At 73.9% G+C, this 25236-nt stretch carries 22 protein-coding genes; 12 read left to right on the top strand and 10 right to left on the bottom strand.

The genetic code is table 11. The features are described 5' to 3' along the window. Positions 1 to 42: 42 nt before the first annotated feature. A complete protein-coding gene (locus ACY34K_RS10440; RefSeq protein ID WP_462745879.1) occupies positions 43 to 1578 on the top strand; it encodes a pyridoxal phosphate-dependent decarboxylase family protein in 1536 nt (511 codons plus the stop codon). On the opposite strand, the gene ACY34K_RS10435 is transcribed toward ACY34K_RS10440, so the two are convergent. Continuing rightward, positions 1568 to 2854 (bottom strand): heparan-alpha-glucosaminide N-acetyltransferase domain-containing protein, encoded by a 1287-nt coding sequence (locus ACY34K_RS10435; protein ID WP_462745878.1) that lies wholly within the window; start codon positions 2852 to 2854, stop codon positions 1568 to 1570. The genes ACY34K_RS10440 and ACY34K_RS10435 overlap by 11 nt on opposite strands. A 103-nt stretch (positions 2855 to 2957) precedes the next feature. Further along, the gene (locus ACY34K_RS10430) at positions 2958 to 4781 is read right to left on the bottom strand and encodes an AfsR/SARP family transcriptional regulator (protein WP_462745877.1); all 1824 of its coding nucleotides are present in this window, start codon (positions 4779 to 4781) and stop codon (positions 2958 to 2960) included. 201 nt (positions 4782 to 4982) lie between these two features. On the opposite strand from ACY34K_RS10430, the gene ACY34K_RS10425 reads away from it, so the two are divergent. Further along, positions 4983 to 6176 (top strand): sensor histidine kinase, encoded by a 1194-nt coding sequence (locus ACY34K_RS10425; protein WP_462745876.1) that lies wholly within the window; start codon positions 4983 to 4985, stop codon positions 6174 to 6176. Further along, a complete protein-coding gene (locus ACY34K_RS10420; RefSeq protein WP_462745875.1) occupies positions 6169 to 7347 on the top strand; it encodes a hypothetical protein in 1179 nt (392 codons plus the stop codon). Before ACY34K_RS10425 ends, ACY34K_RS10420 begins: the two co-directional genes overlap by 8 nt. On the opposite strand, the gene ACY34K_RS10415 is transcribed toward ACY34K_RS10420, so the two are convergent. The 8 genes from ACY34K_RS10415 to ACY34K_RS10380 all read right to left on the bottom strand — a co-directional run bounded on the left by ACY34K_RS10415 (position 7314) and on the right by ACY34K_RS10380 (position 14420). After that, the gene (locus ACY34K_RS10415; RefSeq protein ID WP_462745874.1) at positions 7314 to 7955 is read right to left on the bottom strand and encodes a response regulator transcription factor; all 642 of its coding nucleotides are present in this window, start codon (positions 7953 to 7955) and stop codon (positions 7314 to 7316) included. The genes ACY34K_RS10420 and ACY34K_RS10415 overlap by 34 nt on opposite strands. Positions 7956 to 8022: 67 nt before the next feature. Then, entirely contained in the window at positions 8023 to 9774 is a 1752-nt protein-coding gene (locus ACY34K_RS10410) for an ATP-binding cassette domain-containing protein (protein ID WP_462745873.1), read from the bottom strand. Between the two features lies 1 nt (position 9775). Continuing rightward, entirely contained in the window at positions 9776 to 11473 is a 1698-nt protein-coding gene (locus tag ACY34K_RS10405) for an ABC transporter ATP-binding protein (RefSeq protein WP_462745872.1), read from the bottom strand. A gap of 92 nt (positions 11474 to 11565) precedes the next feature. Then, a complete protein-coding gene (locus ACY34K_RS10400; protein WP_462745871.1) occupies positions 11566 to 11688 on the bottom strand; it encodes a keywimysin-related RiPP in 123 nt (40 codons plus the stop codon). A gap of 60 nt (positions 11689 to 11748) precedes the next feature. Then, the gene (locus tag ACY34K_RS10395) at positions 11749 to 11871 is read right to left on the bottom strand and encodes a lasso RiPP family leader peptide-containing protein (RefSeq protein WP_462745870.1); all 123 of its coding nucleotides are present in this window, start codon (positions 11869 to 11871) and stop codon (positions 11749 to 11751) included. A gap of 5 nt (positions 11872 to 11876) precedes the next feature. Further along, entirely contained in the window at positions 11877 to 12341 is a 465-nt protein-coding gene (locus ACY34K_RS10390; RefSeq protein ID WP_462745869.1) for a lasso peptide biosynthesis B2 protein, read from the bottom strand. Further along, positions 12338 to 12595: a lasso peptide biosynthesis PqqD family chaperone gene (locus ACY34K_RS10385; RefSeq protein ID WP_462745868.1), complete on the bottom strand. Its 258-nt coding sequence runs from the start codon at positions 12593 to 12595 to the stop codon at positions 12338 to 12340. The genes ACY34K_RS10390 and ACY34K_RS10385 overlap by 4 nt, the downstream gene beginning before the upstream one ends. Continuing rightward, the gene (locus ACY34K_RS10380) at positions 12576 to 14420 is read right to left on the bottom strand and encodes an asparagine synthase-related protein (RefSeq protein ID WP_462745867.1); all 1845 of its coding nucleotides are present in this window, start codon (positions 14418 to 14420) and stop codon (positions 12576 to 12578) included. Before ACY34K_RS10380 ends, ACY34K_RS10385 begins: the two co-directional genes overlap by 20 nt. A gap of 273 nt (positions 14421 to 14693) precedes the next feature. On the opposite strand from ACY34K_RS10380, the gene ACY34K_RS10375 reads away from it, so the two are divergent. The 9 genes from ACY34K_RS10375 to ACY34K_RS10335 all read left to right on the top strand — a co-directional run. Beyond that, a complete protein-coding gene (locus tag ACY34K_RS10375) occupies positions 14694 to 16487 on the top strand; it encodes an acyl-CoA dehydrogenase (RefSeq protein WP_462745866.1) in 1794 nt (597 codons plus the stop codon). Further along, positions 16484 to 18394, top strand: coding sequence for an acyl-CoA dehydrogenase family protein (locus tag ACY34K_RS10370; RefSeq protein WP_462745865.1), 1911 nt, complete (start codon positions 16484 to 16486; stop codon positions 18392 to 18394). Before ACY34K_RS10375 ends, ACY34K_RS10370 begins: the two co-directional genes overlap by 4 nt. A gap of 49 nt (positions 18395 to 18443) precedes the next feature. Next, positions 18444 to 19199: a thioesterase II family protein gene (locus ACY34K_RS10365; protein ID WP_462745863.1), complete on the top strand. Its 756-nt coding sequence runs from the start codon at positions 18444 to 18446 to the stop codon at positions 19197 to 19199. A 152-nt stretch (positions 19200 to 19351) separates the two neighbouring features. Continuing rightward, complete coding sequence (locus ACY34K_RS10360) at positions 19352 to 19954, top strand: DedA family protein (protein WP_462745862.1); 603 nt, start codon at positions 19352 to 19354, stop codon at positions 19952 to 19954. Positions 19955 to 20076: 122 nt separating this feature from the next. Further along, positions 20077 to 20397 carry an ArsR/SmtB family transcription factor gene (locus ACY34K_RS10355; protein ID WP_462745861.1) on the top strand — a complete coding sequence of 107 codons (321 nt, stop codon included), beginning with the start codon at positions 20077 to 20079 and terminating at the stop codon, positions 20395 to 20397. After that, positions 20394 to 20663 carry a hypothetical protein gene (locus tag ACY34K_RS10350; RefSeq protein ID WP_462745860.1) on the top strand — a complete coding sequence of 90 codons (270 nt, stop codon included), beginning with the start codon at positions 20394 to 20396 and terminating at the stop codon, positions 20661 to 20663. Before ACY34K_RS10355 ends, ACY34K_RS10350 begins: the two co-directional genes overlap by 4 nt. A 118-nt stretch (positions 20664 to 20781) precedes the next feature. Then, positions 20782 to 23172, top strand: a complete 2391-nt coding sequence (locus ACY34K_RS10345; protein ID WP_462745859.1) for an MMPL family transporter — start codon at positions 20782 to 20784, stop codon at positions 23170 to 23172. A 237-nt stretch (positions 23173 to 23409) separates the two neighbouring features. After that, positions 23410 to 23628 (top strand): MbtH family protein, encoded by a 219-nt coding sequence (locus tag ACY34K_RS10340; protein ID WP_462745858.1) that lies wholly within the window; start codon positions 23410 to 23412, stop codon positions 23626 to 23628. A gap of 123 nt (positions 23629 to 23751) precedes the next feature. Further along, positions 23752 to 25236: condensation domain-containing protein (locus ACY34K_RS10335; protein WP_462745857.1), on the top strand; the 1485-nt coding region annotated here is incomplete at its 3' end.

Below are 25236 nucleotides of genomic sequence, written 5' to 3'. Positions count from 1 at the left end.
CCACGCCCACCCCCACCCAGAACCGACAGAAGGATGCGATCAGTGAACGACACGCCCACCGGGACGACCGCCCTGGCCGAGCCCCCCGCCCTGGCCGGCACCCCCGACGGTCTGCGGCAACTGCGCACGCTGGTGGACTCGGCCCTCGAAGCGGTCTCCGCCGCGGCCGTCAAGCGCGGCGGCCCGGTCGCGGCCGGCGGCCCCGAGGCGGCGATCGCCGCGGTCCGGGACACCGTCCGCGGGGACGGCTTCCTGACCAGCGACCCGGGGGAGGACCGGGTCACGGAACTCTTCGACGCGTACGCGGCCTTCGCCGCCGATCTGACCCACCCGGCGGCCGTCTCCCGGATGCAGTGCGCGCCCACGCCCGCAGCGGCCGCCGCCGAACTGCTCGTCGCCGTCCTCAACCAGTCGCTGCACTCCTGGGAGAGCGGCCCCTTCGCCCTGGAACTGGAGCGCCGGCTCATCGGCGAGATGGCCTCCTGGGTGGGCTACGGCGACAACGCCGCCGGAACGCTGACGCCCGGCGGCAGCATCTCCAACCTGATGGGGCTGCTGCTCAGCCGCGACCACGCGCTGCGCGACACCCCCGGCGGCGACGTCTCCCACGGCGGGCTCACGGGACGGGCGGTGCGGCCGCGCATCCTGTGCTCGGCGGCCGCGCACTTCTCCGTCGCCCGCGCGGCCGGTTTCCTCGGCCTCGGCCGTGACGCCGTGGTCAAGGTCCCCGTCGACGGCATCGGCCGGATGCTCCCCGACGAGGCGCGGCGGATCCTCGACGCGTTCGCCCCCGACGAGATCCCGGTCGCCCTGGTCGCGACCGCGGGAACCACGGACCACGGGTCGTTCGACCCGCTGCCCGAACTCGCCGCGCTCTGCGGCGAGCGCGGGGTGTGGCTGCACGTCGACGCGGCGTACGGCATAGGGGCGCTGTTCTCGCCGTCGCTCGCCCCCCTGCTCGACGGGCTGTCCGCGTGCGACTCGATCGCGTTCGACCTGCACAAGTTCGGCTGGGCCCCGGCCTCCTCCAGCATTCTGCTGGTGCGCGACCAGGAGCGGATGAGCCCCCTCACCCAGCAGGCCGTCTACCTCAACCCGCCGGACGACGAGGCCGCCGGATACACCGCCCTGCTGGGCACCTCCCTGCAGACCACCCGCCGTTCCGACGCCCTCAAGATCGCGGCCTCGCTGCTGGCGGTCGGGAAGAAGGGTATGGGCGACTGGGTCGACGCCTGCCACGCACAGGCCCGCCACGCCGCCGGGCGGATCGCGCAGAGCCCCGACCTCGATCTCGTCGCCGACCCGGTGCTCAGCACCGTCGTCTTCCGCTGCCGGGCGGCGGACGGCGACCCGGTCGCGGACGAGAGCGCCTGGAACGCCGCCGTGCGCCGGCATCTGATGGCGGAGGGCCGGGCACTCCTCGCCCGCACGAAGATCCGCCGCCCGGACGGCGAGCTCCAGGTGCACCTGAAGCTGTGCTTCCTCAACCCGGCCACCACGACCGCCGAGATCGACGCTCTGCTGGGCGACATCACGGCGGCCGCGGAAGAGGTGCGCAACGCCACCGTCAGGAACTGACGTCCCGGCGGGGCCGTCCGGACTCCGGCGCAGGCTCCGCCGCCGGCTTCTTCTTCGGCCGGGGCATCATCATGTGCAGCGCCCACTCCAGCGGCCCCCGCCGCAGGGGAGTGGCGCGGAAGACCAGCGCCCAGACGGCGCACGCGACGAGCGAGACCGCGCAGAAGGCGCCCAGCGTCTCCCAGCCGTGCAGGGGCCGCAGTTCGGCCCGGGCGACGACGTGCACCGCGTACACCGACAACGCCATCGTCCCGACGACGGCCAGCGGGCGCAGCAGCGTCTCCAGGGCCCTGAGGTGGCAGGCGGCGACGGCGAGACCGAGCAGCAGCAGGCTCGCGCCGATGTTGCCGAGGGTCTCGAAGGGGGTCTGGCTGTAGGGGGCGTCGACCAGCAGCCAGGCCCAGGAGGTACTGGGTATCGCTCCGGCCTGTTTCGCGAGCACGGCCTGCACCGGGTCGGGGGCGTTCACCGCGAGGGGGTGGCTGTGGGCGACGGCCCGCAGCAGCGCCTCGCGTCCGCCGCCCGGCCCGAGGGCCAGGGCGGACAGGCCGTGCCCGGCGAGCGTGGTCAGCGCCCCCCAGCCCAGGAGACGGCGGGCGGCTCCCGGCCGGCGCAGGTCGGCGATCCGGCCCAGGGCCATGCCCACGACCACGTACGGGAAGTAGGTCAGCCAGGGATAGGCGCCGGACAGCAGCAGGGTGTCCAGCGCGCCGGTGAAGCCGGACCAGCTGGTGACGGCCTCGAAGCCGGGGTAGCGGCCGCGGCCGGCGACCCGGTAGCCGAAGTACGGCCCGAGGACGTACGACAGGAGCGGCCCGAGGACCACCGACGCGGCGGCGACCGCGATCAGCGGCCGGGTGCGCAACCGCGCGAGCGGTTCGGCGGCCAGGAAGTACAGCGCGAAGAACGTGAGGATGACCGCGATCCCCGATCGCAGCTCCGTCAGCGCCAGTCCGAGCAACGCCAGCACGGCGCACTTGACGAGCGTCGCGCCCCACGCCCCGGCCGGCGCCGGGCGCGGCCGGGTGCCGCCGCGGGACAGCGTGAGCGAGAGGCCCGCGATCAGAGTGAAGATCGCGGGGGCCCGTCCGTCGAACGCGACCAGCAGATAACCCGCCCCTTCGTGCTTCACCGGCGGGCCGATGTGCGCGGCGAACATGGCGAAGACGGCGACGGCGCGGGCGACGTCCACGCTGAGCAGCCGTTGTCGTGGCGCACTCGCCCCGGCCGGCACCGTCGTCCTGGCCGGCTTCGTCGCCGTGGATGCCTGGGTCACCTTGCTGATCCGCCCCCGGGTCCTTCGTCGTATTGTCGCTCTATTTGTATACGTAGAGGAGGAGGGGGCCCGGACCCGGGGGGTTGCCTCCCGGGGCTCGCGGCTACGCGCAGACGCTGACCGCGGCCGGCCGGCGGCCCGCGAGGAACACCACCGGCAGCCGGTAGTGGTCCGCGCCGTGCCGCTCCACGAGATGAACCCGGACCAGCTCGTCCAGCAGCGCCGCCGCCGTGTCCTCGGGGACGCCCAGCGCCGCCGCCGCGTCCGCGGCCCCCATCGGGACCCCGCCGCTCTGCGCCAGCACCTCGTGCAACCGCGCCGCCGCGTCGGTCAGCCCCCGCAGCGACCACGACACCACCGTGCGCAGGTCCGTACTGTCCTCGCCGAGCCGGAACGTTCCCAGCGGCTCGCACCCCCCGCGGACCTCCGCCACCAGCCGCGCCAGGCTCACCTCGGGCCGCAGCGCCGCCCGTTCCGCCAGGATCCGCAGCGCCAGCGGCAGACCGCCGCACAGCGCCGCCAGTTCGCGCAGGGCGTCCGGCTCGGCCCGGCGCCGGCCCGCGAGCAGCGCGTCCAGCAACGCGGCCGCCTCACCGGGGGCGAACGGCGCCAGGGTCAGCCGCCGGGCGCCGTTGCGCACCACCAGGCCCCGCAGCTGGTCACGGCTGGTCACCAGCGCCGTGCCCGTGGGGCCCGGCAGCAGCGGCCGGATCTGTTCCGGAGCCAGCACGTTGTCCAGAACGAGCAGCACCCGCCGCCCCGCCAGCGCACTGCGCAGCAGCGCGCTCCGCTCGTAGGTGCCGGACGGCAGATCGTCCCCGGACGCCCCGAGCCCCACCAGCAGGGCCCGCAGCGCGTCCGCCGGGCCCATCGGCCGCCGCGCGCTGAACCCGTCGAGATCCAGATAGATCTGGCCGTCGGGGAAACGCTCCTGCCTGCGGTTGGCCCAGTGGACCGCCAGCGCGGTCTTGCCCACCCCGGCCGGGCCGTCCAGCAGCACCACACGCCCGGGGAACTCCCCCGCGGGCCCCCCGGCGCCCAGCAGCGCCCCGTCCAGGGCGGCCAGTTCGGCGGACCGGCCGACGAAGGGCACATCGCCCGCCGGGAGCTGCCGGGGCACATACCGGCCACCGGCGACCGGACCGGCAGACGCCTGAGCGGCCGGCCCGGGCAGCCCGCCCTCCAGGATCAGCCGGTGCAGCTCGCGCAGCTCCGCCCCCGGGTCCACGCCCAGCCGGTCGGCGAGCAGCCGGCGGCACCGTTCGTACTCGCGCAGCGCCTCGGCCGGACGGCCCGACCGGTACAGGGCGAGGATCAACTGCGCCCAGAACCGCTCCTGGAGCGGATCCAGGGCCAGCGTCTCGCGCAGCCTCGGGATGTGCGCTCCCGGGTCCTCCCGCTCCAGGCCGATCCGCACCCGCCGGTGCACGGCCCGCAGCCGCAGCTCCTCCAGCGACGGCACGACATCGCGGTGGAGGGACGGGGCGCTGACCCCCGCCAGCGCCGGCCCCCGCCACAGCGCCAGCGCCCCGTCCAGCTCCGCCGCCTCGGCGGCCGGCCCCGAGGACGCCCCCGCCACCGCCGCCCGGCGCACCCGCTCGCGGAACTCCGTCGCGTCGACGGTCACCCGCTCACCGCTCAGCCGGTATCCGCCGCGCTCCCCCTGCACCACCGACTCCACGCCCCCGTGCGCGGAGTCCAGCACCCGCCGCAACCTCTTGACGTGCCCCCTGATCGTCGTCCGCGCGGCCCTCGGCGGATCGTCCCCCCACAGCCGCTCGGCGATCTCGTCGACCGGCACGAGCTCCCCGTGCCGCAGCGCCAGAGCCGCCAGCAGCGTCCTCGGCCGGCCGGCCGGAACCGCCAGCCGCGTCGTTCCGTACGTCACTTCCAGTGCGCCCAGCAGGCGTACCACGATCGTGTGCACTCGCCGTCCCCCTTGTGTCGCGGCGGCGCTCTCCCGCCGGCCGCGCCGTGCGTCCCGGCCGGTGAAGTGGTCGGCTCCGCCGCCGGGTGGTGCCGTACCACACGCTAGCGCCGGCGCCGTCGGCGGTGTGACGGTCGTTCGACCCACATGTCGCAAACTGTCCTTACGCGCCGGGCCGGTGGGGCTGCATCATCGGCTGCGGTGATCACTGACCCCGTCCCGCGGACCGCGAAGCCCCCACCCGCACCCACCGGCGCCCAGGTCGCCGGTCCCGGCCCCATGGAGCTCGAATTCATGGGATTCGCCCGGATGATGTCCGGGTGGCTGCGGCTCGTCGTGGTGAGCGCGTGCGCCGTGCTCGCCGTGGCGGCCATGCCGGTGGCCGGCCTGCCCGTCGCGGCGGCGCTGGCGGCCGTCGCGATCGCCTGGTCCGTGGCGTACTTCGGGTGGATACGGTCCGGACGGTACCCCCGGCTGCTCACCGCCGCCGACCTCACCCTCGTCACGGGGCTCTGTCTCAGCCAGGCGTACACCGTCCCCGCGAGCCAGACCCTGCACGGCAACACCTGGATCCTCGTCAGCGTCAGTGTGGTGGCCGTCGGCTACCAGCTCACCCACCCCGGCACGGCGGGCGTGCTCGCCGCGCTGCTGCTCGCCGGCGCGGACCTCGCGGGCGTGGTGCTCGACCGCCCCGACAGCTGGGGGCCGGCACTGCCCAACGTGCTGTGGCTGCTCGTGCAGTCCGCCCTGTCCATCGGCTTCCACCGGCTGCTGCTGCGGCGCAGCCGGGCCGCCGACACCGCCGCGGCCGAGGCCGCCACCGCCCGGCTCCAGTGGCAGGTGGCCGAGGCCCGGCGCACCGCCGAACGGGAGTATCTGGCGACCCTGCACGACACCGCCTGCGCCACCGTGCTCATGGCGTCCGTACCCGGCTCACGGATAGGACCCGAGGTCCTGCGCGAGCAGGCCCGGCGCGATCTGGAGCGCCTCACCTCCGAACAGGGACGGCTGGACGACGTGGACCTCGCGGCCCTCCTCGCCGAGGAGATCGGCGCCCACGCCCTGGACGTGTCGTCCCGCTTCGACCCCGCTCTCGGCACCGCCTGGCGCCCGGCCGCCGACGCCCTGCGCGGTAGCGTGGGGGAGGCCCTGCGCAATGTGACCCGGCACGCCGGAGTCGCCGCCGCGGAGGTCGTCGCACGACGCGACGGCGACCGCACCGTGATCACCGTCCGGGACCGCGGATCGGGTTTCGACCCGGACCGCGTCCCGGCCCACCGGCAGGGGATCGCCAGGTCCGTCGTCGGGCGCATGCACACCGTCGGCGGCCGGGCCACCGTCGAGTCGCGCCCCGGCGAGGGCACCACCGTGCGACTGGAGTGGCCCCGTGGCTGAACCACTCGCCGAGCAGATCGAAGTGCGCATGCGCGACGGACTCCACCTGGCGGGGCTCCTCATCGTCGGGGTCGTGCACTGCGGACTCGCACTGCCCGCGCTGCTCACCCATCTCGACGCCTACCCCCGCCCGGCCCTCCACCTCGTGTCCTACGCCCTGCTCACCGCCGTCCTCGTCGCCGACACCGTGCAGGAACTGCGCGGCCGGCGCCGCTCGCGGACCTGGGTGCGCGCGGCCGTCACCGTCACCTTCGCGGCGTCGCTCACCGCGACCGGTCAGCTGCCCGTCGCGTTCTTCATGGGCAACGCCCACTGGTCCTTCCTCGAAGTCGGCTGGTTCGGCGTCGTGCTGCTGCTCGACCGGCCCCGCGCCACGACCTGGCTGTTCCTCGGCTGCCACCTCACCCTCACCGTCGTCCAGCTGCTGCTGTCCGGGGCACCGTCCCGGCCGGCGGCGGCCGGCATGGCCGTGAGCGCACTCGCCATCTGCACGTTCCAGGTGTCGGTGGCGCTCGCCGTGCGGCTGCTCGCGGACCGGGCCGCCCGCGCGAGCGCCACCCTGCGCGAGCAGGAGCGGCTCCGCACGGAGGCCGCGGTCGCCGCCCACATCCACAGCGACCAGCGCGACCGGTACCGCGACCTGGACACCACCGTGCTGCCGCTGCTCGCCGGGCTGGCCGACGGGACGCTCGACCCGCGCGACGAATCCGTTCGCCGCCGCTGCGCGCTCGAAGCCGCCCGGCTGCGCCGGCTGTTCGCCGAGCACGACTACGCCGCCGACCCGCTCGTCCACGAACTGCGGGCCTGCATCGACGTCGCCGAACGCAACGGCGTCAGCGTGCACCTCGCCGTCCGTGGCGACCCCGTCGAGGTGCCCAAACCGGTGCGGCAGGCACTGACCGAGCCGGTGCTCGCCGCCCTGGCGGCGGCCGAACGCACCGCCCGCACCACCGTGGTCCGGGGCCCGGGGCAGGTCCGGGTCGGCGTGGTCATCGACAGACCCGAGGCCCAGCTCGCCCCCACGTCCGACCCCGGCGTGCGCACCCGGGCGGTCTGCGACGAGGGCCGGCTGTGGGTGGAGTCGGTGTACGCCGTCGACGGCGCCCCCGCCCTGTCTCCCGCCCGCACCCCGGCCGGTCAGAGCTCCTCGAGCGAGATCAGCCCGTCCTGAACGGCCTTCGCCACCAGATTCGCCTTCGTGGTCGCCGGCCGGCCCGCGTTCGCGTACTTGATCCGTACCCGGTCCAGATAGGTGTTCACCGTACGCACCGAGATGCCGAGGCTCTCCGCGACCATCGCCTTGGACTCCGACTGGAACCACTCCAGCAGCACCTCGACCTCCCGCGAGGCGAGGTGCGGGCGCTCGCGCCGGGTGTCGCTGCCCAGCGCCCCCGCCAGCGCCGGAGGCGTGTACGGCACCCCCGCCGCGGCCGCCACCGTGGCCTGCAGCAGGTGCCGCTCGCCCTCCGCCTTCGTCAGATACGTGAACGCCCCTATGTCCAGGCATGTCAGTGCCGCCTGCGCGCTGTCCTGCATGGTGTAGACGATCACCTGGCGCTGCCGCGCCACGAGTTGGCGCAGCTCGGCGTAGGCCGGCACGCCGGTCGCCAGCTGCAGGTCGAGGATCACCACGTCCGCGTCCCGGCCCGGGCCCGTGGTCGCGGCCGAGAGGTCGGCCCCCTTGGCCACCACCCGCACCTCGGGGTCCGCCGACGCGGCGTACCAGGACTCGATACCGGCAAGCACCACCGGGTGGTCGTCGATCAGGACGACACTCACACGGGTTCTCGTCACAGGCCCCTGCCTTCATGTCGCGCTGCACCGGGCGGGTCGGACCGCTCCCAATCTACAAGCGCGTCCGCTCTCCCCGGAGGTCTTCCGGCCGTGGTCCGGCCGCTTCCCAGTGGCCGATGAGCGCCGCGTACTCGGGTGAGGTGGCGAGGAGTTCGGCGTGGCCGCCGATGGTCAGCGCGTCCTCGCCCACGACGAGGATCCGGTCGGCGCGCAGCGCCGAGGTGATGCGGTGCGCCACGACGACCAGGGTGCCGGGGCGGGCGGCGAAGGCCCGCTCGGCCCGTTCCTCGGCCGCCCGGTCGAGATGGCAGGTGGCCTCGTCCAGGATCACCACCCGGGCCCCGGACAGGAACACCCGCGCCAGGGTGATCAGTTGGCGCTCACCCTGGGAGAGCCCCGAACCGCCGATCACACCGTCGAGGCCGCCGAGCCGGCCGACCGTGTCCGCCAGGCCCAGCACGGCGACCGCGTCCTCCAGCTCCGCGTCCGAGGCGGCCGGGGCCAGTTGGGTCAGGTTCTCGCGGAGCGTGCCCGCGAAGACGTACGCCTCCTGCGGGACGACGGCGACGTGGCGGCGCAGCTCGTCCTCGGCGAGCTCCGGCAGCGGCGTTCCCCCGAGCGTCACCACACCGCCGCCGGGCGTCTCGATCCCGCCCATCAGCAGGGCGAGCGTGGACTTGCCGATCCCGCTCGGCCCGACCACCGCCAGGTGCGAGCCGTCCGGGACGTCCAGGGTCACCCGGGAGAACAGCGGCTCGGCGTGCGGCCCGTACGCGAAGGACACCTCCTTCAGCGCGATGCCGGTGCCGGTCACCGCCGCGGTGCCGGAGGGCCGGCGCGGCGGCACGTCGACGAAGGCGGCCAGCCTGCGCAGCGTCACGGCCACCTGCAGCCCCATGTTGCCGACGGTCTGCACCAGGGCGCGCAGCGCCGGCTCGACGCCCTGCAGCAGATACACCATGACCCCCACCAGCGCGCCCGGCGTCAGCAGCCCCGACCGCACCGCCCAGGCCGACGACAGCAGTACCACCGCGAACGGCAGCCGGGCGCCCAGGGCCACGACGGCGACGCGCCCCGCCCCGGCGCGGGCGGCGGCCACCGCCGCGGCCGCCTCGGCGTCCACCCGCAGGCCCACCGTCCGGGACGCGCTCTCCCAGGCGCCGCAGGCCACCACGTCCCGGATACCGGACAGATGCGGTCCGGCCCGCCGCGCGAGTTCCTCCTGCGCCCGCAGCAGGGCGACATGGCGGCGCCTCAGCAGGGGCGCCAGCAGGGCCATGAGCGCACACGCCAGAGCCACCGAACCACCCGCGACCACGGCCGGCAGCGGATGCAGCGAGAACAGCCCGGCCAGCGCGGCGACCACGCTGAACGCCACACTGCGCAGCGACAGCAGCAGCCCCGCGGAGATCTGCCGGACCGACTCCACCTGCCGGGTCACCCGGGCCACGGCCGACACATCGGCCGCGGCCGGGCCGCCCCCCTCCGCATAGACGGCGCGGTGCAGCCCGGCGCGCACCACCTTCCGGGTCAGCTCCTCGCGCAGCGACTCCACCACCGCCGCCGTGTGCGGCATGGCCTGCCGTGTGCCCAGCGTGCCGGCGACCAGCGTGGCCCCGTACGCCAGCAGGAGCAGCAGCCCAAGAACCGGCCGGCCCGCGAGGAAACCGTGGTCGAGAGCGGCCGCCACCAGGGTGCCCGAGAGCAGCACCGGCAGCGTCTCGACCACCGACCAGGCGGCCAGCCGGCCCAGGGCCCGCCGGTGCGACCGCAGCACCGGCACGATCAACGGGCGGACGGACATCTCAGCCCGCCCCCTTGTCAGGGCCGGCGCCGAACACCGCGCGGTAGGCGGGGTCGCCGAGCAGCCGGCGGTGCGGGCCGACCGCGCGCACCCGGCCCCGGTCCAGCCAGGCCACCGCGTCCGCGCGGGCGGCGGTGGTGATCCGGTGTGCCACGACCACCCGCGTCGTACCGCTCAGCGCCTCGTCCATGGCCCGGCCGATCTCGCTCTCGGTCGCCGTGTCCACACTGGACATCGCGTCGTCGAAGATCACCACCCGGGCTCCCCGGCACACCGCCCGCGCCAGCCCGAGCCGTTGCAGCTCACCTCCGGACAAACGGAGTTCGTCCAGCGGTGTGCGGTAGCGCAGCGGCAGTCGGCCGATGAACCCGTCGGCACGGCCGGCGCGGGCGGCCGCCTCCACGGCGGCGCCGCTCACCGGCCGGTCCCCGTAGCCGATCAGCCCGGCCACGGTGTCGCCGAGCAGATGGGGGCGCTCGAAGGCGTACGCCACGGCCGCGCGCACCTCCGCCCGGTCGACCGTGGCCAGATCGGTGCCGTCGAGCCGCACTTCCCCCCGGTCGGGGGCCAGCGCCGCCCCGGCGACCAGCGCCAGCGTCGACTTGCCCGCCCCCGAGGCGCCGACCACCGCCAGGGTGCGTCCGGCCGGCACGTCGAGGTCGACCCCGTCCAGCACGGTCCGGCCGCCGGCCACCACGGTGACGTCCCGCAGGGCCAGCGCTCCCGGCCCGGCGGGCAGGATGCCGTGTCCCGAGGGCGGCAGCGGAGCGGCGAACACCTCGCTCAGCCGCCCGGCCGAACCGCGCACCCGGCCCAGCTCCGCGAAGATGCCCACCTGCGACAGCAGACGCATGGCGAACACCAGGTAGAGCTGCGCCGCCAGCAGTTGGCCCGGGGTCAGCCGCCCGGCGACCACGCCGTAGCCGGCGGTGGCGAGCACCCCGATGTGCAGGGACGGCGCCAGCAGCGACAGGTACCAGCCCGCCCTGCGCTGGGCCTCCCAGAAGCCGTCGCCCGCGGCGCGCAGCCGGGGGAGCGGCTCCAGGACCCGCTCCACCTCCCGGTCCAGGGTGGCCGACGCGCGGATCGTGCGGGCGCCGCCGATCGCGTCGACGAACCGTTCGGACAGCTCCCCGTGAGCCTGCTGGTACTGCCCCGTCAGCGTCGTGGTGCGGCGGATGAGTATCCGCGCGAGCACTCCCACGGCCGGCACTCCGAGGACGAAGACCAGCACCAGCCGCCAGTCGATGAGGAAGAGCGCAACCAGCCCGCCGGTGGCGGTGACGGCGGCGAAGAGCGCGTGCAGCAGGTTCGGGGCGGCGGCGCCCGCCTCCGCGGTGCTCTCCGTGGAACGGTTGAGCAGGTCGCCCGCGCCGAACCGGTCGCGGCCCGCCAGTCCGAGCCCGAAGATCCGGGCGAACGTCTCGTGCCGCAGCCGGGCGGTCGTGACGGCCTTCATCCGGGCCTCGGTGACCTGGGAGCCGATCTCAGCGCCCGACAGGACCAGCAGCAGCGTGCAGACCAGGACGAACGGGGCGGTCCCCGAGGCCCGGCCGAGCACGACGTCGATCGCACCCGACAGGGCGTACGGCAGCAGCAGCCCGGCGGCCGTCTCGGCCAGGCAGAGCGCCGCGAGTGCCGTGAACAGGGCCTTGTTCCGCCCCACCGTCGCGGCCAGCAGCCGGTCGCTCTCGCGCATGGTTCATGCCCCTCGCTCGCCGCGGGGCGCGGCGAGCCGCTCCTCGGAGCGGTCGCCGCACCCGGCGGTCCACTTCACCAGCCGACCTTCGATCAGTCGTTCTGGTTCTGGAAGAAGAAGTAGGCCTCGTTGGCCCCGTTCCGGAAGAAACCGGTCTCCTCCGTGAACTCCCCGAGCTCGACGAGCGCGGGCACCTCGTAGATGTCCTTGTCCATGGTTGTCACCTCCTTCCCGGTCGATCCGGTGCGCCGACGGCGGTGGGCCTCAGCGCGGGGTCACTGCCAGGTGTCGAAGAACCAGGTGATCTCGTCACCGTTGCGGATCCCGAAAATGCCGGTCTCCTCGCCGAAGGAACCGAGTTCGACCACGACGGGGGCCTCGTACATCTCCTTCTCCATCTCTCTCACCTCCTTCCGCCTCTGGACGTGTGCAGTCCCGCCGGTCGTCCGGCGGAAGCCTCGATGGTGATGAGCCGGGTGTAGTACGCGGCGTCGGTGGCCTCGTCGACCATCTCGCCCTCGGCCTCCACCCAGGCGTGCGCCGCGAACGGCGGGGCCTTGAGCACCCCCACGCACCAGGTCGGCCACACCGACCGGGTCCGGCACAGCAGGACCGTCGCGATCGACCGCACCAGGCAGGCGCGTGAACCGCAGCACCGCGGGCTCACCGTGAGCACCGTGTCGCGGGCCAGGGACGTCTCCGCCACGGTCGCCGGGCGGGCCCCGCGGCGGAGCCGCACCAGGACCGAGCGGATCTGCCGGGGCGGGCGCCGGGCGAGCACCCGGGCCGCCGCGACGGCCGCGTGCGTCACCAGCCGGCGGTGCAGCGGCACCGTGACCGGGTCGGCCGGCAGGACGGGGATGCTCATCGCGCCACCAGTCCGGCCGCGCGCAGGGAACCGATCAGCGCCTCGACGTCCCCGCGGGCCCGCTCCACGCCCACCTCGTAGCGGTCGGTGAGCACGGCGGTGGCCTCGTCGACCGAGGCGCCCCGCGCCAGGGCGGCCATCACCAGGGCCGCCGACGAACTGAGCTGCCAGTAGCGGCCGCTGCGTTCGTCCAGGACCACCAGGCCGTACTCGGTCTCGGTCGTGGACACATCGTCACGCAGTCGCACGCCCATGGGCGGCCTCCTCGCTGTGGAGCCGGCGGTCACCGGCCAGGTGGTTCCGGGCGAACACCGCGCAGTTGACGGTGGCGTCGAGGAACGCGTCGCGCGTCCCCATGTACTGGGGCGACTCACCGGCCGCCAGCGCGGAAAAGTCGATGATTCCGCGGGTGGTCAGCGGAGACTGCTCGATCAGTTCGAGCAGGGTCGGCCAGTGGTCGCGCAGGCCCCGGGCCGCCTGGACGCTGCCGCCCATCTTCGTGCTGCGCCGCAGGAACGCGTCCGGCAGGGCGCCCCGCATGGCCTCCTTGACGAGAGGCTTGAACTCCATGGGCGAGTCGCGTTCCTCGTGGCGTACCGCGAAGCACGCCTCGACGACCCGGTCGTCGAAGAACGGCGCCTCGAAGGGCATGGAGAACGTCGCGGCGAACTGCTGGGTCCCGCGGACGATCCGGCTGCCGTCCCGCACCATCGCGAGCTCCGCGTGCCGGGCCCGGTCCGGGCCGAGCGGCTCGGCCCCGTCGGCGAGTTGCCGCAGCCGGGTCAGCAGCGCGGCGGCCGCGTCCCGGCTCAGCCAGCGGGGCAGGGCGACCGGCTGGTCCCACTCCATCCGCAGGTCGGCCTTCACCTCCCGGACCCGGCGGGCCTCCCGCACGGTCCGGCGCAGCCAGGCGCGGTAGCCCTCGCGGTCCAGCAGTTCCCGCAGCACCGGCAGCAGCGGCCGGTCGTCGAGCGCCATCGTGGTCCGCACCCGCCGCAGCGCGAGCAGCGGTCGGCGCCGGAACAGCGCGTGGTCCCACACCGGCAGACCGTGCAGCAGATGGTCGCCGCCCAGACCGTTGAGGTACGTCCCGGCGCCGCGGGCGGCCGCCCTTTCGATGCTGTAGGCGATGCGGGGCGCGGTCAGATAGGCCTGGGTCGGCTCGTCGAGCCGCTGGCCGATGCCGTCCATGCCCTCGAAGAACTGCGGCATGTCGTCCAGCAGGCCCACGTCGTGCCGCACGCCCGGCATGCTCGGCAGGGCGCGCCCGGCCCAGACGAGGTCCTCGCGGCCGCCGGGGTCGTCGTTGTACATGGTGGTCGCCACGACGTCCGCACGGCCGCGGGAGGCCAGGTAGCACAACGGTGTCGAGTCCAGACCTCCGGAGAGGTCGCAGTGCACGGTGCCGCCCGGTGACGTCCGCACGTCCACCGCCGCCTCCAGGGCGGCCCGCAGCCGGCGGGCGCCGGCCCGGCGGTCGAGCTCCGGCTCCGGACGCCGCCACCAGACGGCCGTACGGGCCTGCCGCCCCCCGGCGTCCACCAGCAGCGCCGATCCGGGATCCACCGCGGACACGCCCTGCCACATCGGCTCCTCGGCCAAGGGGTGCGGAAGCACCCGCAGCAGCCGGATCGCCAGCTCGGTGTCGTCCAGCGGGAAGCCGCCGAGCCCGGCAAGCACGTCCGCCCGGTCGCAGACCACGCGGACGCCGTCGATCACGGCGTGGAACACCCGGCGCAGTCCGCTCGCCGAGCCCTGCACCCGCAGCCGGTCGCCGTCAGCGACGAGCAGATGGAAGCTGCCCGCCAGGGAGTGCGCCAGGCCGTCCAGGACGTCCGTGCCCGCCACGCGTCCGAGCGCGGCGCCCAGCAGTTCCGGGGTCGCGGACGACGTCCCGACGACCGCGGCGCGTACGCCGCCCCGTTCGGCCGTCACGCACCGTCCCGGCGGCACCGTGGCGTAGAGCAAGGGCCGGCCGGACGCGTGACGGGAGACCAGCGGGACCAGCGGAGCGAGCCGACGGGCGATGTGCCCGGCTCCCTCGCTGTCCGGGAGTGCGACGAAAAACCAGCCGTCCACGATGCCTCGACCTCCTGCCTTCCCCGCGGTCCTGCTCGCCGCGGTGGCGATGAATCCAGAGTGAGGGGCGGCCGTGGCACTGGCGTGGCACTCCCGTGGCACCTCTGTGCCACCGCTCCGACCTGCGGCGACACCGTGTCGAGGCCCGAGCGACGGCCCGCGGAGGGGGAGGCAGCGGGCGGTATAGCGGGCCTATAGCCGGGGAGATCACGCTGGCCGCGGGCGGCCGTCCCCGGCCGGCGGCCTCTTCTCCCCCTAGGCAACGGAGTTGACGTGGGCTCCCTCAACAGCACGCCGGGCTTCGCCGACTGGCTGGAGCGGAGCCTCGGCGACCCGCGCGAACGCCGGCACCCGCTGTCGACCGCCCGGGCGATGGCCCAGGACCGGGCGGAGGAGTTCCCCGAGGAGGCGGCCCGCGCGCTGGACCGTCTCGGCCTGCCGCGCTGGTTCGTGCCGGCCGGGCACGGCGGCGCGCTGCGCGGCACGGACGACATCTGGCAGCTGGTGCGGGCGCTCTCCCGCCGCGACCTCACCCTCGCCACCGGCTATGCCGCCACCTGTCTCGGCGCGGCCTGCGTCTGGCCGGCCGCCGGGCCCGAACGGGGCGGCGCACTCGCCGCGCACATCGCCGGGGGCGCCGTCGTCAGCCTGGCGGTCACCGACCGCGAGCACGGCGGGGAACCGTCGGCCGAGGGGGTCACCGCCCGCCGCACCCCCTCGGGCGGATACCGGCTCGACGGCGGGAAGCACTTCGTCAACAACGCCACCCGGGCCCGGTTCGTGTGTCTGCTCGCCCACGTGCCGTCCGGCCCGGGTCCGGGAGCACCGACCCTGTTCCTGGTCGACAAGGAGCGGCTGGCGCCGGGGAGCTGGCGGACCACACCGGCCGTGCGCACCGCCGGTGTGCGCGGCGCCGACCTCGGCGGTCTGGTCTTCGAGGGCGCCCAGCTCCCCGCCGCGGCACGGATCGGCGCCGAGGGCGCCGGCCCCGGAATCGTCCGCGGGATCCTCCAGGCAGCCCGTACCGTCTGCTCGGCCCTCTCGCTCGGTGCGCTCGACCAGGGCCTGCGGCTCACCCTCGGCTCCGCCCGGCGCACCCGGCTCCACGGCCGCAGGCTCACGGATCTCCCGTCCACGTCCCGCGTCCTCGCCGGGGCGTACGCCGACCTGCTGGCCGCCGAGGCCGTCAGCATGATCGCCGTCCGCGGCGCGCACACCCTCCCCGGAGAGCTGAGCGTCGCGTCGGCGGCGGTGAAACACCTCGTCCCCACGCTCACCGACCGGGCGCTGGGCGAGCTGCGGCAGGTGCTGGGCAGCCGGGCGCTGCTCGAACACGACGCCGCCGGCGGAACGTTCCAGAAGGCCGAGCGGGACCACCGGGTCGTCGGCCTCTTCCACGGCGGCACGATCGGCGGACTGGCCGCGCTCACCGCACAGTTCCCGGTACTGGCCGGCCGCTACCGTGAACGGCGCGCGGACCTGGCGGGCGTCGCGGCCGCCGCCCGGCTGTCCGCGCCCCTGCCCCCCTTCGACCCGGCCGCGTTCAGCGCCCGTTCGGCCACCGGCAACAGCGTCGTCCAGGCCCTGCCGTCCGCCGTGGAACGGATGGCCGCCCTCGGCCGCTCCGGCGCCGTGCCGCGGGCCGTCGCGGGCCGGGCGGCCCGGCTCGGCCCGCTCGCCGACCGCCTGCACGCCGAACTCGCCGCCCACCGGCCCGCCGGTGCCACAGGCCCGCCCGGCGGGGACGAACTCCCCGACGACTCCCTCGACCTCGCCCGCCGCCACGCCCTGCTGTACGCGGCGGCCGCGGCCCTCCAGCTCTGGCTGCACAACCGGCCGGGTCTCGGCCGGGACACCACGCCGCCGCTCTGGACCGACGGCATCTGGCTGGAGGCCGTACTGGTCCGGCTCACCGCCGAACTGACCGGCGGGCAGGGGGACCCGGAGGGCCGTGACGGTCCCGCCCTCGACCGGTTGCTGCCGGCCCTGGACGCCCAGTACCGCGCCGGACGGCCGTTCTCGCTCGTCCCGGACCAGGCGCCCGCCCCCCGAGGGGAGACCGGATGACCCGCGGCCGGGCGACACCCGTCGCGCGGCGCATCGCCGAACTGGAACGACTGCTCGGCGACCCCTGCGACCCGCACAACCCTGTCGGCCACACCGCCGTGATCGACGCCGACGAACGGGGGGAGCCGCTCGCCGCCGGGGAGCGGCTCCTGCGCCTGTACGGGCTGAACGCCGAGTTCGTCCCCCGCCACCTGGGCGGTCGCTTCGACCGCGTCGACGAGCTCGTCCGGCTGATGCGCGGTGTCTTCCGGCGCGACGGCACGCTCGGCCTCGGCTACGGCGTGTCCGGCTTCGTCGCCGGGCTGGCGGTCTGGGCCGCGGGCACACCGGGCCAGCAGCGCCGGGCCGCCCGCGTCCTCCTCGCCGAGGAACGCCTCTGCGCCGGTGTCCCGGAGTTCTCGTACGGCGACGACCCGGCCGACACGGGCCTGTCGGCCGCCGCCGGGGAGGGACGGATCGTCCTGGACGGCGGCAGCCGGTTCGTCGGGAACGCCGCACGGGCCGAGGCCGCCGTGCTGGTCGCCCGCACCGGCGGTCGCGCCGGCGGCCGCCCAGGACACACCCATCTGTTCGTCGATCTGAAGACGCTGCCCTGGGACCGGTCCGCCCGGGACCTCCGGTTCCCCACGTCCGGGCTGCGCGGACTGCTGCTCGGCGGCCTGGAGTTCCGGGACTGCCCCGTACCGGCCGACAGCGTCCTCGGCGTGCCGGACACCGCGCACGAGACCGTGCTCGCCACCCTCGGGATCACCGACACCGCCCTGCCCGGCATGGCCGTCGGCGTCGCGGACACCCTGCTGCGCACCGCGGTCGCGTTCGTCCGTGAGCGGACGCGACGGGGCCGGCCGGTCACCACCCCGGGACACGCCCGCGCCACCCTGGTCGGAGCCTTCACCGACCTGCTCGTCTGCGACGCCCTGACGACGGTCTCCGCCCGCTCGCTGCATCTGCTGCCCGCGGAGAGCTGCGTCCGGTCCGCGGCCGTGCGGCACCTCGTCCCCGCACTGCTCCAGCAGGCCTCGTACGACCTGTCGCTCGTCCTCGGCATGTGCGGCCGGCTGCGCGAAGGCCCCTACGCCGTCTTCCAGAAGGCAGCCCGCGACCTGCCCGGTGTCGCCCTCGCCCACATGGGCACCGGGACGGCCCGCCCGTCCCGGATCGTCGCCCGGCTCGGCCTGCTGGCCGAACGGGCGTGGCTGCCCGCGCTGGAGAGGGCCGCGCCCGCCCGTCCCTCGCCCCCTCCCGGCCGGCACCCTGCCGACCGGGACCCGGACGATCCGCTCACCCGCGTCCTGAGTCCGGATCTGCCGCTGCCGCGGCTCGACTTCACACGGCTCGGTTCCGCCCGCCCCGACCGCGCTCGGACCGGCCCCGCCGGGGGCGCCGACGACAGCCTCACCGGCGTCCTCCCGGCCGTCCACCACACCCTCGGCCGGCAGCCGGGCGCCGCACCCGAACTCCGCACGCTCACCGCTCTGCTGGTGGCCGAGTTGCGCCGGGTCACGGCGCTGGCACGGGCCCTCCCGCCGTACGAGAGCCACGCGGCGGCCGCCGCCGACCCGTGCGCCCACGCCCTTGCCGACCGCTGGACGCACCTGGTGGCGGCCGCCGCCTGCCTGGGCCTCTGGGACAGCGCCCGGCACACGCCCGAACCCGGCTTCACGGGCGACCCCGCCTGGGTGACCGCGGCCCTGCACCGGCTGGCCTGCCGACTGGGGCTCCGGCCGCCGCCGCTGTCCGAACCGGTCCGGCGCCGGCTCCACACCGAACTCGCACTCCGGACCGAGCAACGCCTCGCCCTCGACCTCCACCGCGGCCCGCTCGCCCCGGCCCGGACATCCCGCGGACGGTGCGGCTGCTGCGCACCCACCGCTCACCGACCCGGATCAGGAGTCACCCGCCCGTGAACGACAGCGGCGGACGTCCCGCCGCGACCCGATGGTGCAGGAGAACACGATGACCCAGGACACCCCCTTCCGGCGGTTCCTGCCGCGCCCGCAGGCCCGGACGCGGCTCTACTGCTTCCCCCACGCCGGGGGAGCGGCCAGTACCTTCCACGGCTGGGCCGCGCTGCTGCCGGAATGGATCGAGCTGATCGCCGTCCAGTACCCCGGACGGCAGGACCGCTACGACGCCCCGGCGCCCGGTTCGCTCACCGGGCTCGCCGAGGCGATCGCGGCGGACATCGGGACGCCCCTCGACCGGCCCACCGCCTTCTTCGGGCACAGCATGGGCGGTGTCGTGGCCTTCGAGACGGCCCGGCGGCTCCGGCCGCGCTTCCCCTCCCCGCTGACCGCCCTGTTCGTCTCCGCCTGCAAGGCGCCCGGCGCGCGCGGCCCCCGCGGCCTGACGTTCGAGGAGGACGAGGTGCGGGCGTACCTCCGCGAGCTGGGGGGCGAGGGCGCGCGGGCCCTGGAGGCCGACGAGGAGCTGTGGCAACTCGCCTATCCCGTGCTCTCCGGGGACCTGCGGCTCGTCGAGAAGTACCGCTACGCGCCGGGCGCGCCACTGACCTGCCCGCTGATCGCGATCGGCGGCGAGGAGGACCCCTCGGTCACGCCGGAGGACCTCGCCCTCTGGAGGGACTACGCCATCGGCGGCGCCGAGGTGCACACCCTCGCCGGAGGGCATTTCCACTTCGACCGCTCACTGCCCGCGCTGATTTCCGTCCTCACCGGAACCCTACGACAACTCGGCTTGCCCACGCGGTAGTTGAGTCGCCCGGCCAGGCCCGCCCGCCGGTGTCCGGGGGCACCCTGAGGCCGTCCCTCCGCACCCCTAGGGGTTAGCTCGTAGATACCCCTGGGCTCGTCCGCCGGGCATTGCACTGCGGAGTGGCACCTGCCAGCGTTTGTATGCAGGTGATGACGCGAGCAAACCCGAGGGAGTTGGTCGGCATGGACTGCGCGTACTGGTTCTACGCGCTGCTCGTCCTGGTCACCGCGCCTCCCATGGTGCCCAACTCGGCCGTGCTGGCAGGTGCGGGCGCGCTCGCAGCGACGGGCAGCCTGAGCCTCCCCCTTCTGGTGCTCATCCCCCTGACCAGCGCGATCCTGGGCGACCTCGCCGTCTTCTGGGTGGGGCGCAGGTCGAGCGGGCGTGCGCTGGAATGGCTTTCGCGCGACGCCCGGCGGCGCTCGATGCTGGAGTGGGTCGCGGACCGGTTACAGCGGTACGGAGTGCCGTCGGTGATAGCCGTGCGGTTCGTGCCCACCGGGCGCGGCGTCGGCGGCCTCACCGCGGGGGTGGTCGGCTATCCCGTCCGCAGGTATCTCCTCGGGGCGGGCATCGCCGAGACCCTCTTCGTCTCGTACACCATCGGGCTCGGATACCTGGGCGGGCGGTTGCTCAACCACGGTGGACCGGCGTCGCTGCTCATCGGTCCGGCGATCTCGTTCCTGGTCGCCGGGGTCACTCTGGCCGTGCAGCGTCTGGCCGGCCGTCGCCTCAACAGAACGGTGCAGTGAGGGAGTTGGCGGGGGATGTGCTTGATCGAGTCAGGTGGAAAAGGGTTTGGGCACCTGCTAACGTCTCATTGCATGTGCGGTGTGGTGCTGTGAGGATCCCTTCGCATGACGGGGACGAGCTGGTGCACGTGCTGGCCACGCTGGCCAACCCGCACCGCCTGCGGGTGGTGGCCGCACTGTCCCGCCGGCGCAACTATGTGAGCCAATTGGCTCGGGAGCTGGGTATCAGCCGGGCTTTGCTGCAGGCCCACTTGAGAAAGCTGGAGACCGCCGGACTGGTCTCGGCACAGTTGGAGATCTCAAGTGACGGGAAGGCGATGAAGTTCTACGAAGTGACTCCCTTCGTGCTTCACCTGACACCGGAAACGATCGCGGCTGCGGTGCTGACACTCAGCTCGCACGACACCGTCCAGCAGGACGGTGAGAAAGGACCCCCGTCATGACTTACCACGGCTGGCAGGAAGTCGTAGGCGCCGTCGGTATTTTCGGCATGGTTATCGTGGTGGTCACCATTGTCGTCTGGAACATGGCCGCGACCTGGCGGGCCCGGGCGATCTTGGCGCGTGATTACGAATACCGGACCCTCGCCGAGAAGGCGATCCGCAACCAGGACGTGATCGAGCAGCAGCTGGCCGGGATCGACGGGCGTCTGGCGGACGTCCAGACCCGCATGCATTCGGTCGAGCGAATCCTCAAGGAGGTCGAGTAGCCGGATGCGGTAGTACCGGGCCGTCGAGCGGCAACTCGACGGCCCGGTGAGAAGAAGCAACACCCTCGCCGATGGCGAGTTTTCACCGGATCGCTCCTTCAGGGAAGGACTTTAGTTCATGCTGCGCAAAAGCAGGCAGCGTCGTACACAGGGCCGCACCGCATCGTTATCCTCCGCAACGCCCGAAAGCTCCCAAACAGAGCGAAGCGGCTCGGCCCGCGCCGGCCAGGGGGCGATCGTCGAACGGATCGCCGGCTGGTCCATCCGCCACCGCGGTCTGGCGATCGGCGGCTGGCTGGCCCTCGTCGTCATCGCCGTCCTCGCGAGTTCCCTCGTCTCCGGCCCCAGCGCCAACACCGACGACCCCGGCGAGTCCGGCACCGTCAAGCGCGTACTGAACGCCCAGAAGAACTACGAGCCGATCCTGGAGAACGTGCTCATCCAGCCGCTCGACGACAGCGGCGGCAGGTTCCTGGACAATCCGGCACTCGTCACGGCCACCGAGGACCTCGTGGCCGAATTCGGCAAGACCCCCGGAGCGGTCACCGGACTGCGCACCCCGACGAAGCCCGGCACCGAGCGGCAGATCTCGGCCGACGGCCGCTCGGGCCTGGTCACCTTCTTCGTCGCCGGGCCCAACGAGGAGATGACCGCGCACTTCGACGCGGTCGTGGCGGCCGTGCACGCCGTCGCCGAACGCCACAAGGACGTGCGCGTCGTCCAGGCCGGCGACGTGAGCCTCTCCCGTGCCGTCGACGACGCCATCAAGGAGGACTTCGCCAGCGCGGAGACCACTTCGCTGCCGATCACCCTCATCATCCTGCTCGTCGTCTTCGGCGCCCTCGTCGCCGCGTCGATCCCGCTGCTGCTGGCCGCCACCACCGTCGCCGGCACCTTCGGCCTCATCGCCGTCCTCGAACAGTGGGTCGCCGTCAACAGCGCCGTCACCTCGATGATCCTGCTGATCGGCGTCGCCGTCAGTGTCGACTACTCGCTGTTCTACCTGCGCAGGGAACGCGAGGAGCGGGCCGCCGGCCGCAGCGTCACCGAGGCCCTGCACATCGCCTCACGCACCTCCGGTCATGTCGTCGCCGTCTCCGGCCTCACCGTCATCGTCTGCGTCAGCGGTCTCCTCTTCAGCGGCCTCGACGTCTTCCGCGGCCTCACCCTCGGCACCGCCCTCGTGGTCGGCCTGTCCATGCTGGCCTCCGTGACCGTCCTGCCGGCCGTCCTCGCCGCCCTCGGCCACCGTGTCGACAAGGGCCGCATCCCCTGGCTCGGCAAGCGCCGCACCACCGTCACCGAGTCCCGCGGCTGGCACAGGCTCGCCGGCGCCGTCGTCCGCCGCCCGAAGGCGTGGGGCGGCGCCGCCGTCCTCGTCCTGCTCGTGATGGCGATTCCGATGACCGACATGCGCCTGCAGGACGCCGCCGTCGTCAACAGCCTGCCGCGCAGCGCCCCCACGGTGGACGCCGCGATCCGCATGCAGGAGTCCTTCCCCGGCGCCCCGACGCCGGCCCGCGTCGCCGTCTGGAACAAGGACGGCGGACGCCCGGACAGCCCCGAGGTACTGGCGGCGGTCGACAAACTGCACGGACAGATCACCGAGAGCGGCGGCCGGCTCGCCGGCCCCGTCTCGACCGTCCGCGTCGACGACGTGCTGATGGTGCGCGTCCCGCTCGCCGGCACCGGCACGGACGAGGTGTCCAACGACGCCCTGGAGACCCTGCGCGAGATCGCCCTGCCCCAGACCCTCGGCACCGTCGAGGGCGTCGACTTCGCAGTCGGCGGACGCACCGCGTTCGCCGAGGACTTCAAGGAACAGCTCGGTGGCCGCACGGCGCTCGTCATCGGATTCGTGCTCGTGCTGGCGCTCGGGCTGCTGCTGGTGGTCTTTCGCTCTGTGGCCATCCCCCTGGTCTCGATCGCCCTCAACCTGCTCTCGATGGGAGCCGCGTACGGAGTGCTGACCTGGGTGTTCCAGGACGGCGCCTTCAGCTCCCTGCTCGGCTTCACCCCGTACGGAGGCGTCGCCGGCTGGCTCCCGCTGTTCATGTTCGTCGTCCTGTTCGGGCTGAGCATGGACTACCACATCTTCATCCTCAGCCGGATCAGGGAGCGGAAGCTGGCCGGCGCCACCTCCCGCGAGGCCGTCGTCGGAGGCATCGCCGCCAGCGCGGGCGTCGTCACCAGCGCGGCCGTCATCATGACCGCGGTGTTCACCGTCTTCATCACCCTGTCCGCCATCGAGAACAAGATGATGGGCGTGGGCATGGCCGTGGCCATCCTCATCGACGCCACCCTCGTGCGCGGCGTGCTGCTGCCCGCCGCCGTGGCCCTGCTCGGTGAGCGGGCCTGGACCCTGCCGCACTGGCTCTCCTGGCTGCCCGGCAAGGGCGAGCCCGTGACCGTTCCCCCCGCGCCCGCCGCCACCGGCGCCCAGGCCGCGAGGCACACCACCGGAACCGCCGAACACGCGCGCACCGACTGGTCGGCACACCAGCGGTAGCCGCCGCGGGCGCGGGGAGGGCCCGTCCCTTCCCCCAGGACGGGCCCGACGCCCGGCCCCGCGCCACGAGGCCCTCCGGACCTCCCCCGACCGGCATCGGGGGCGGGCCGGAGGGCCTCCCGTCGTCCGGATAGCTCCGGTATAGACGGAGTATCGGGTCGCCGAGAAAACTGCTCGAACAGATTGGGGAATACCAGAACTCCCGCTGATCGACGGTTTCTCGACAAAGGAATTCTCATGGCTGACGAGCTGGACGACGACCAGATCTACCGCGTCGTGGTCAACGACGAGGAGCAGTACTCGATTTGGTGGGCGGACCGGGAACTGCCCGCCGGCTGGCGAGCCGAGGGCACCGAGGGCAAGCGCGCGGAATGTCTTGCACATATCGGTGAGGTATGGACGGACATGCGGCCCCTGAGCCTGCGCCGCCGCATGGAACAGGCCGCGGCGAACTGACCGCGGGGGCCTGACCCGTGAAAGGCGGGCCCGCCGTCCCGGCACGACTGCGCTAACAGCCGACGAATCGTCGGAAACCCTTGGGTCACTTCAACAGCGGCGGCAGCAGGAGGACTGGAAGAGATGAGCGTCGAAAAGCAGAAGAAGACCGAAGTCGACGCCCTTCAGGAGAAACTCCTCCGGCACCGGCTCGGCGGCGGACGCTCACGCGGCCGCCGCCCGGCCATCACCCCCGCCGACCGGTCCGGACCCTTGCGACTGTCCTTCGGGCAGCAGCAGATGTGGTTCCTCAACCGGCTGGACCCCGACAGCGCCGAGTACCTGGTGCCGCTCGCCTTCCGGATACGCGGCACGCTCGACGTCCAGGCCCTGGAGCACGCCTGGAACGCCCTGCTCGCGCGCCACGAGATCCTGCGCACCCGCTACACCCTCTCCGGCGGCGAGCCGGCCCAGGTCGTCGACCCGTCCCGGACCGTCCCGCTGCCCCTCGACGATCAGCGCGACATCCCCGCCGGCGAACGGGAACGGCGTGCCGAGGCCCTCGTCGCCGAGGCCGCCCGCACCCCCTTCGACCTGGAGCGCGAAACGCCCGTCCGGGCTCGTCTGCTGAAGGTCGGGGACGACGACCACATCCTCGGCCTCGTCTTCCACCACATCGCCTTCGACGCCTGGTCCACCCGCGTCCTCGTCACCGAACTCGGCGCCCTGTACGAGGCGTTCACCGCCGGACGTGAACCGTCGCTGCCCGCCCTGCCCGTGCAGTACGCCGACTACGCCGCCTGGCAGCGCGCGCAGGAGGCCGACGGGGCCTTCGACAAGCACCTGGACCACTGGCGCGAGCGGCTCGCCGGCATCGGCCCGCTCGACCTGCCGGCCGACCGGCCCCGCCCCGCCCACCGCTCCCACGAGGGCGCCGACGTCTCCTTCGTCCTCCCCGACGGGCTCTCGGAGAAGATCCACAAACTGGCGCTGAAACACAACGCGACGCCCTTCGCCGTGCTGCTCCCCGCCTTCCAGGCGCTCCTCGCCCGCTACACCGGCCAGAGCGACATCCCGGTCGGCACCGTCGCCTCCGGCCGCACCCGTCCCGAACTCCAGGGACTGATCGGCTACGGCATCAACAACCTCGTGATGCGTGGCAGCTGGCGCGGCGACCCGCGGTTCGCCGAGCTGATCGAGCAGGCCCGCGACCACCTGATCGAGGCCTACGACCACCAGTCCGTGCCCTTCGCCCGCCTGGTCGACGAGCTCCAGCCCGAGCGGGACATGTCCCGCACCCCGCTCTACCAGGTGGCGTTCACCCTGCACGAGCGCGGCGCCGACCGCGTCGAGCTGCCGGGCCTGACCATCGAGCCCCACGCGGCGACCGGCTCCGTCGCCAAGTGCGACCTCGAACTCCAGATCAACTCCGCGGCCGACGGCACCTTCCACGGCCAGTTGGTGTACGCCACCTCGCTCTTCGAGCAGGACACCGTGCGGCGCATGACCCTGCACTTCGTGCGCCTCCTCCAGCAGGCCGTCGAGGACGAGACCACCCCGCTGTCCCGGCTGGACATCCTGGACGACACCGAGCGGGCCCTCGTCACGGCCGGCCCGCGGACCTCCCGT

This window comes from Streptomyces sp. STAM6 (genome assembly GCF_054963715.1).
The sequence above is the reverse complement of the archived record's forward strand: the minus strand, read 5'-3'. Positions and strand labels throughout refer to the sequence as shown.

What these genes read in the sequence shown, in the direction of transcription:
- ACY34K_RS10400 (WP_462745871.1), bottom strand. Translation starts at nt 11,688, where the DNA reads ATGGACAAGGACATCTACGAGGTGCCCGCGCTCGTCGAGCTCGGGGAG.
- ACY34K_RS10360 (WP_462745862.1), top strand. Translation starts at nt 19,352, where the DNA reads ATGACGCGAGCAAACCCGAGGGAGTTGGTCGGCATGGACTGCGCGTAC.
- ACY34K_RS10395 (WP_462745870.1), bottom strand. Translation starts at nt 11,871, where the DNA reads ATGGAGAAGGAGATGTACGAGGCCCCCGTCGTGGTCGAACTCGGTTCC.
- ACY34K_RS10370 (WP_462745865.1), top strand. Translation starts at nt 16,484, where the DNA reads ATGACCCGCGGCCGGGCGACACCCGTCGCGCGGCGCATCGCCGAACTG.
- ACY34K_RS10390 (WP_462745869.1), bottom strand. Translation starts at nt 12,341, where the DNA reads ATGAGCATCCCCGTCCTGCCGGCCGACCCGGTCACGGTGCCGCTGCAC.
- ACY34K_RS10350 (WP_462745860.1), top strand. Translation starts at nt 20,394, where the DNA reads ATGACTTACCACGGCTGGCAGGAAGTCGTAGGCGCCGTCGGTATTTTC.
- ACY34K_RS10340 (WP_462745858.1), top strand. Translation starts at nt 23,410, where the DNA reads ATGGCTGACGAGCTGGACGACGACCAGATCTACCGCGTCGTGGTCAAC.
- ACY34K_RS10405 (WP_462745872.1), bottom strand. Translation starts at nt 11,473, where the DNA reads ATGCGCGAGAGCGACCGGCTGCTGGCCGCGACGGTGGGGCGGAACAAG.
- ACY34K_RS10365 (WP_462745863.1), top strand. Translation starts at nt 18,444, where the DNA reads ATGACCCAGGACACCCCCTTCCGGCGGTTCCTGCCGCGCCCGCAGGCC.
- ACY34K_RS10345 (WP_462745859.1), top strand. Translation starts at nt 20,782, where the DNA reads ATGCTGCGCAAAAGCAGGCAGCGTCGTACACAGGGCCGCACCGCATCG.
- ACY34K_RS10385 (WP_462745868.1), bottom strand. Translation starts at nt 12,595, where the DNA reads ATGGGCGTGCGACTGCGTGACGATGTGTCCACGACCGAGACCGAGTAC.
- ACY34K_RS10410 (WP_462745873.1), bottom strand. Translation starts at nt 9,774, where the DNA reads ATGTCCGTCCGCCCGTTGATCGTGCCGGTGCTGCGGTCGCACCGGCGG.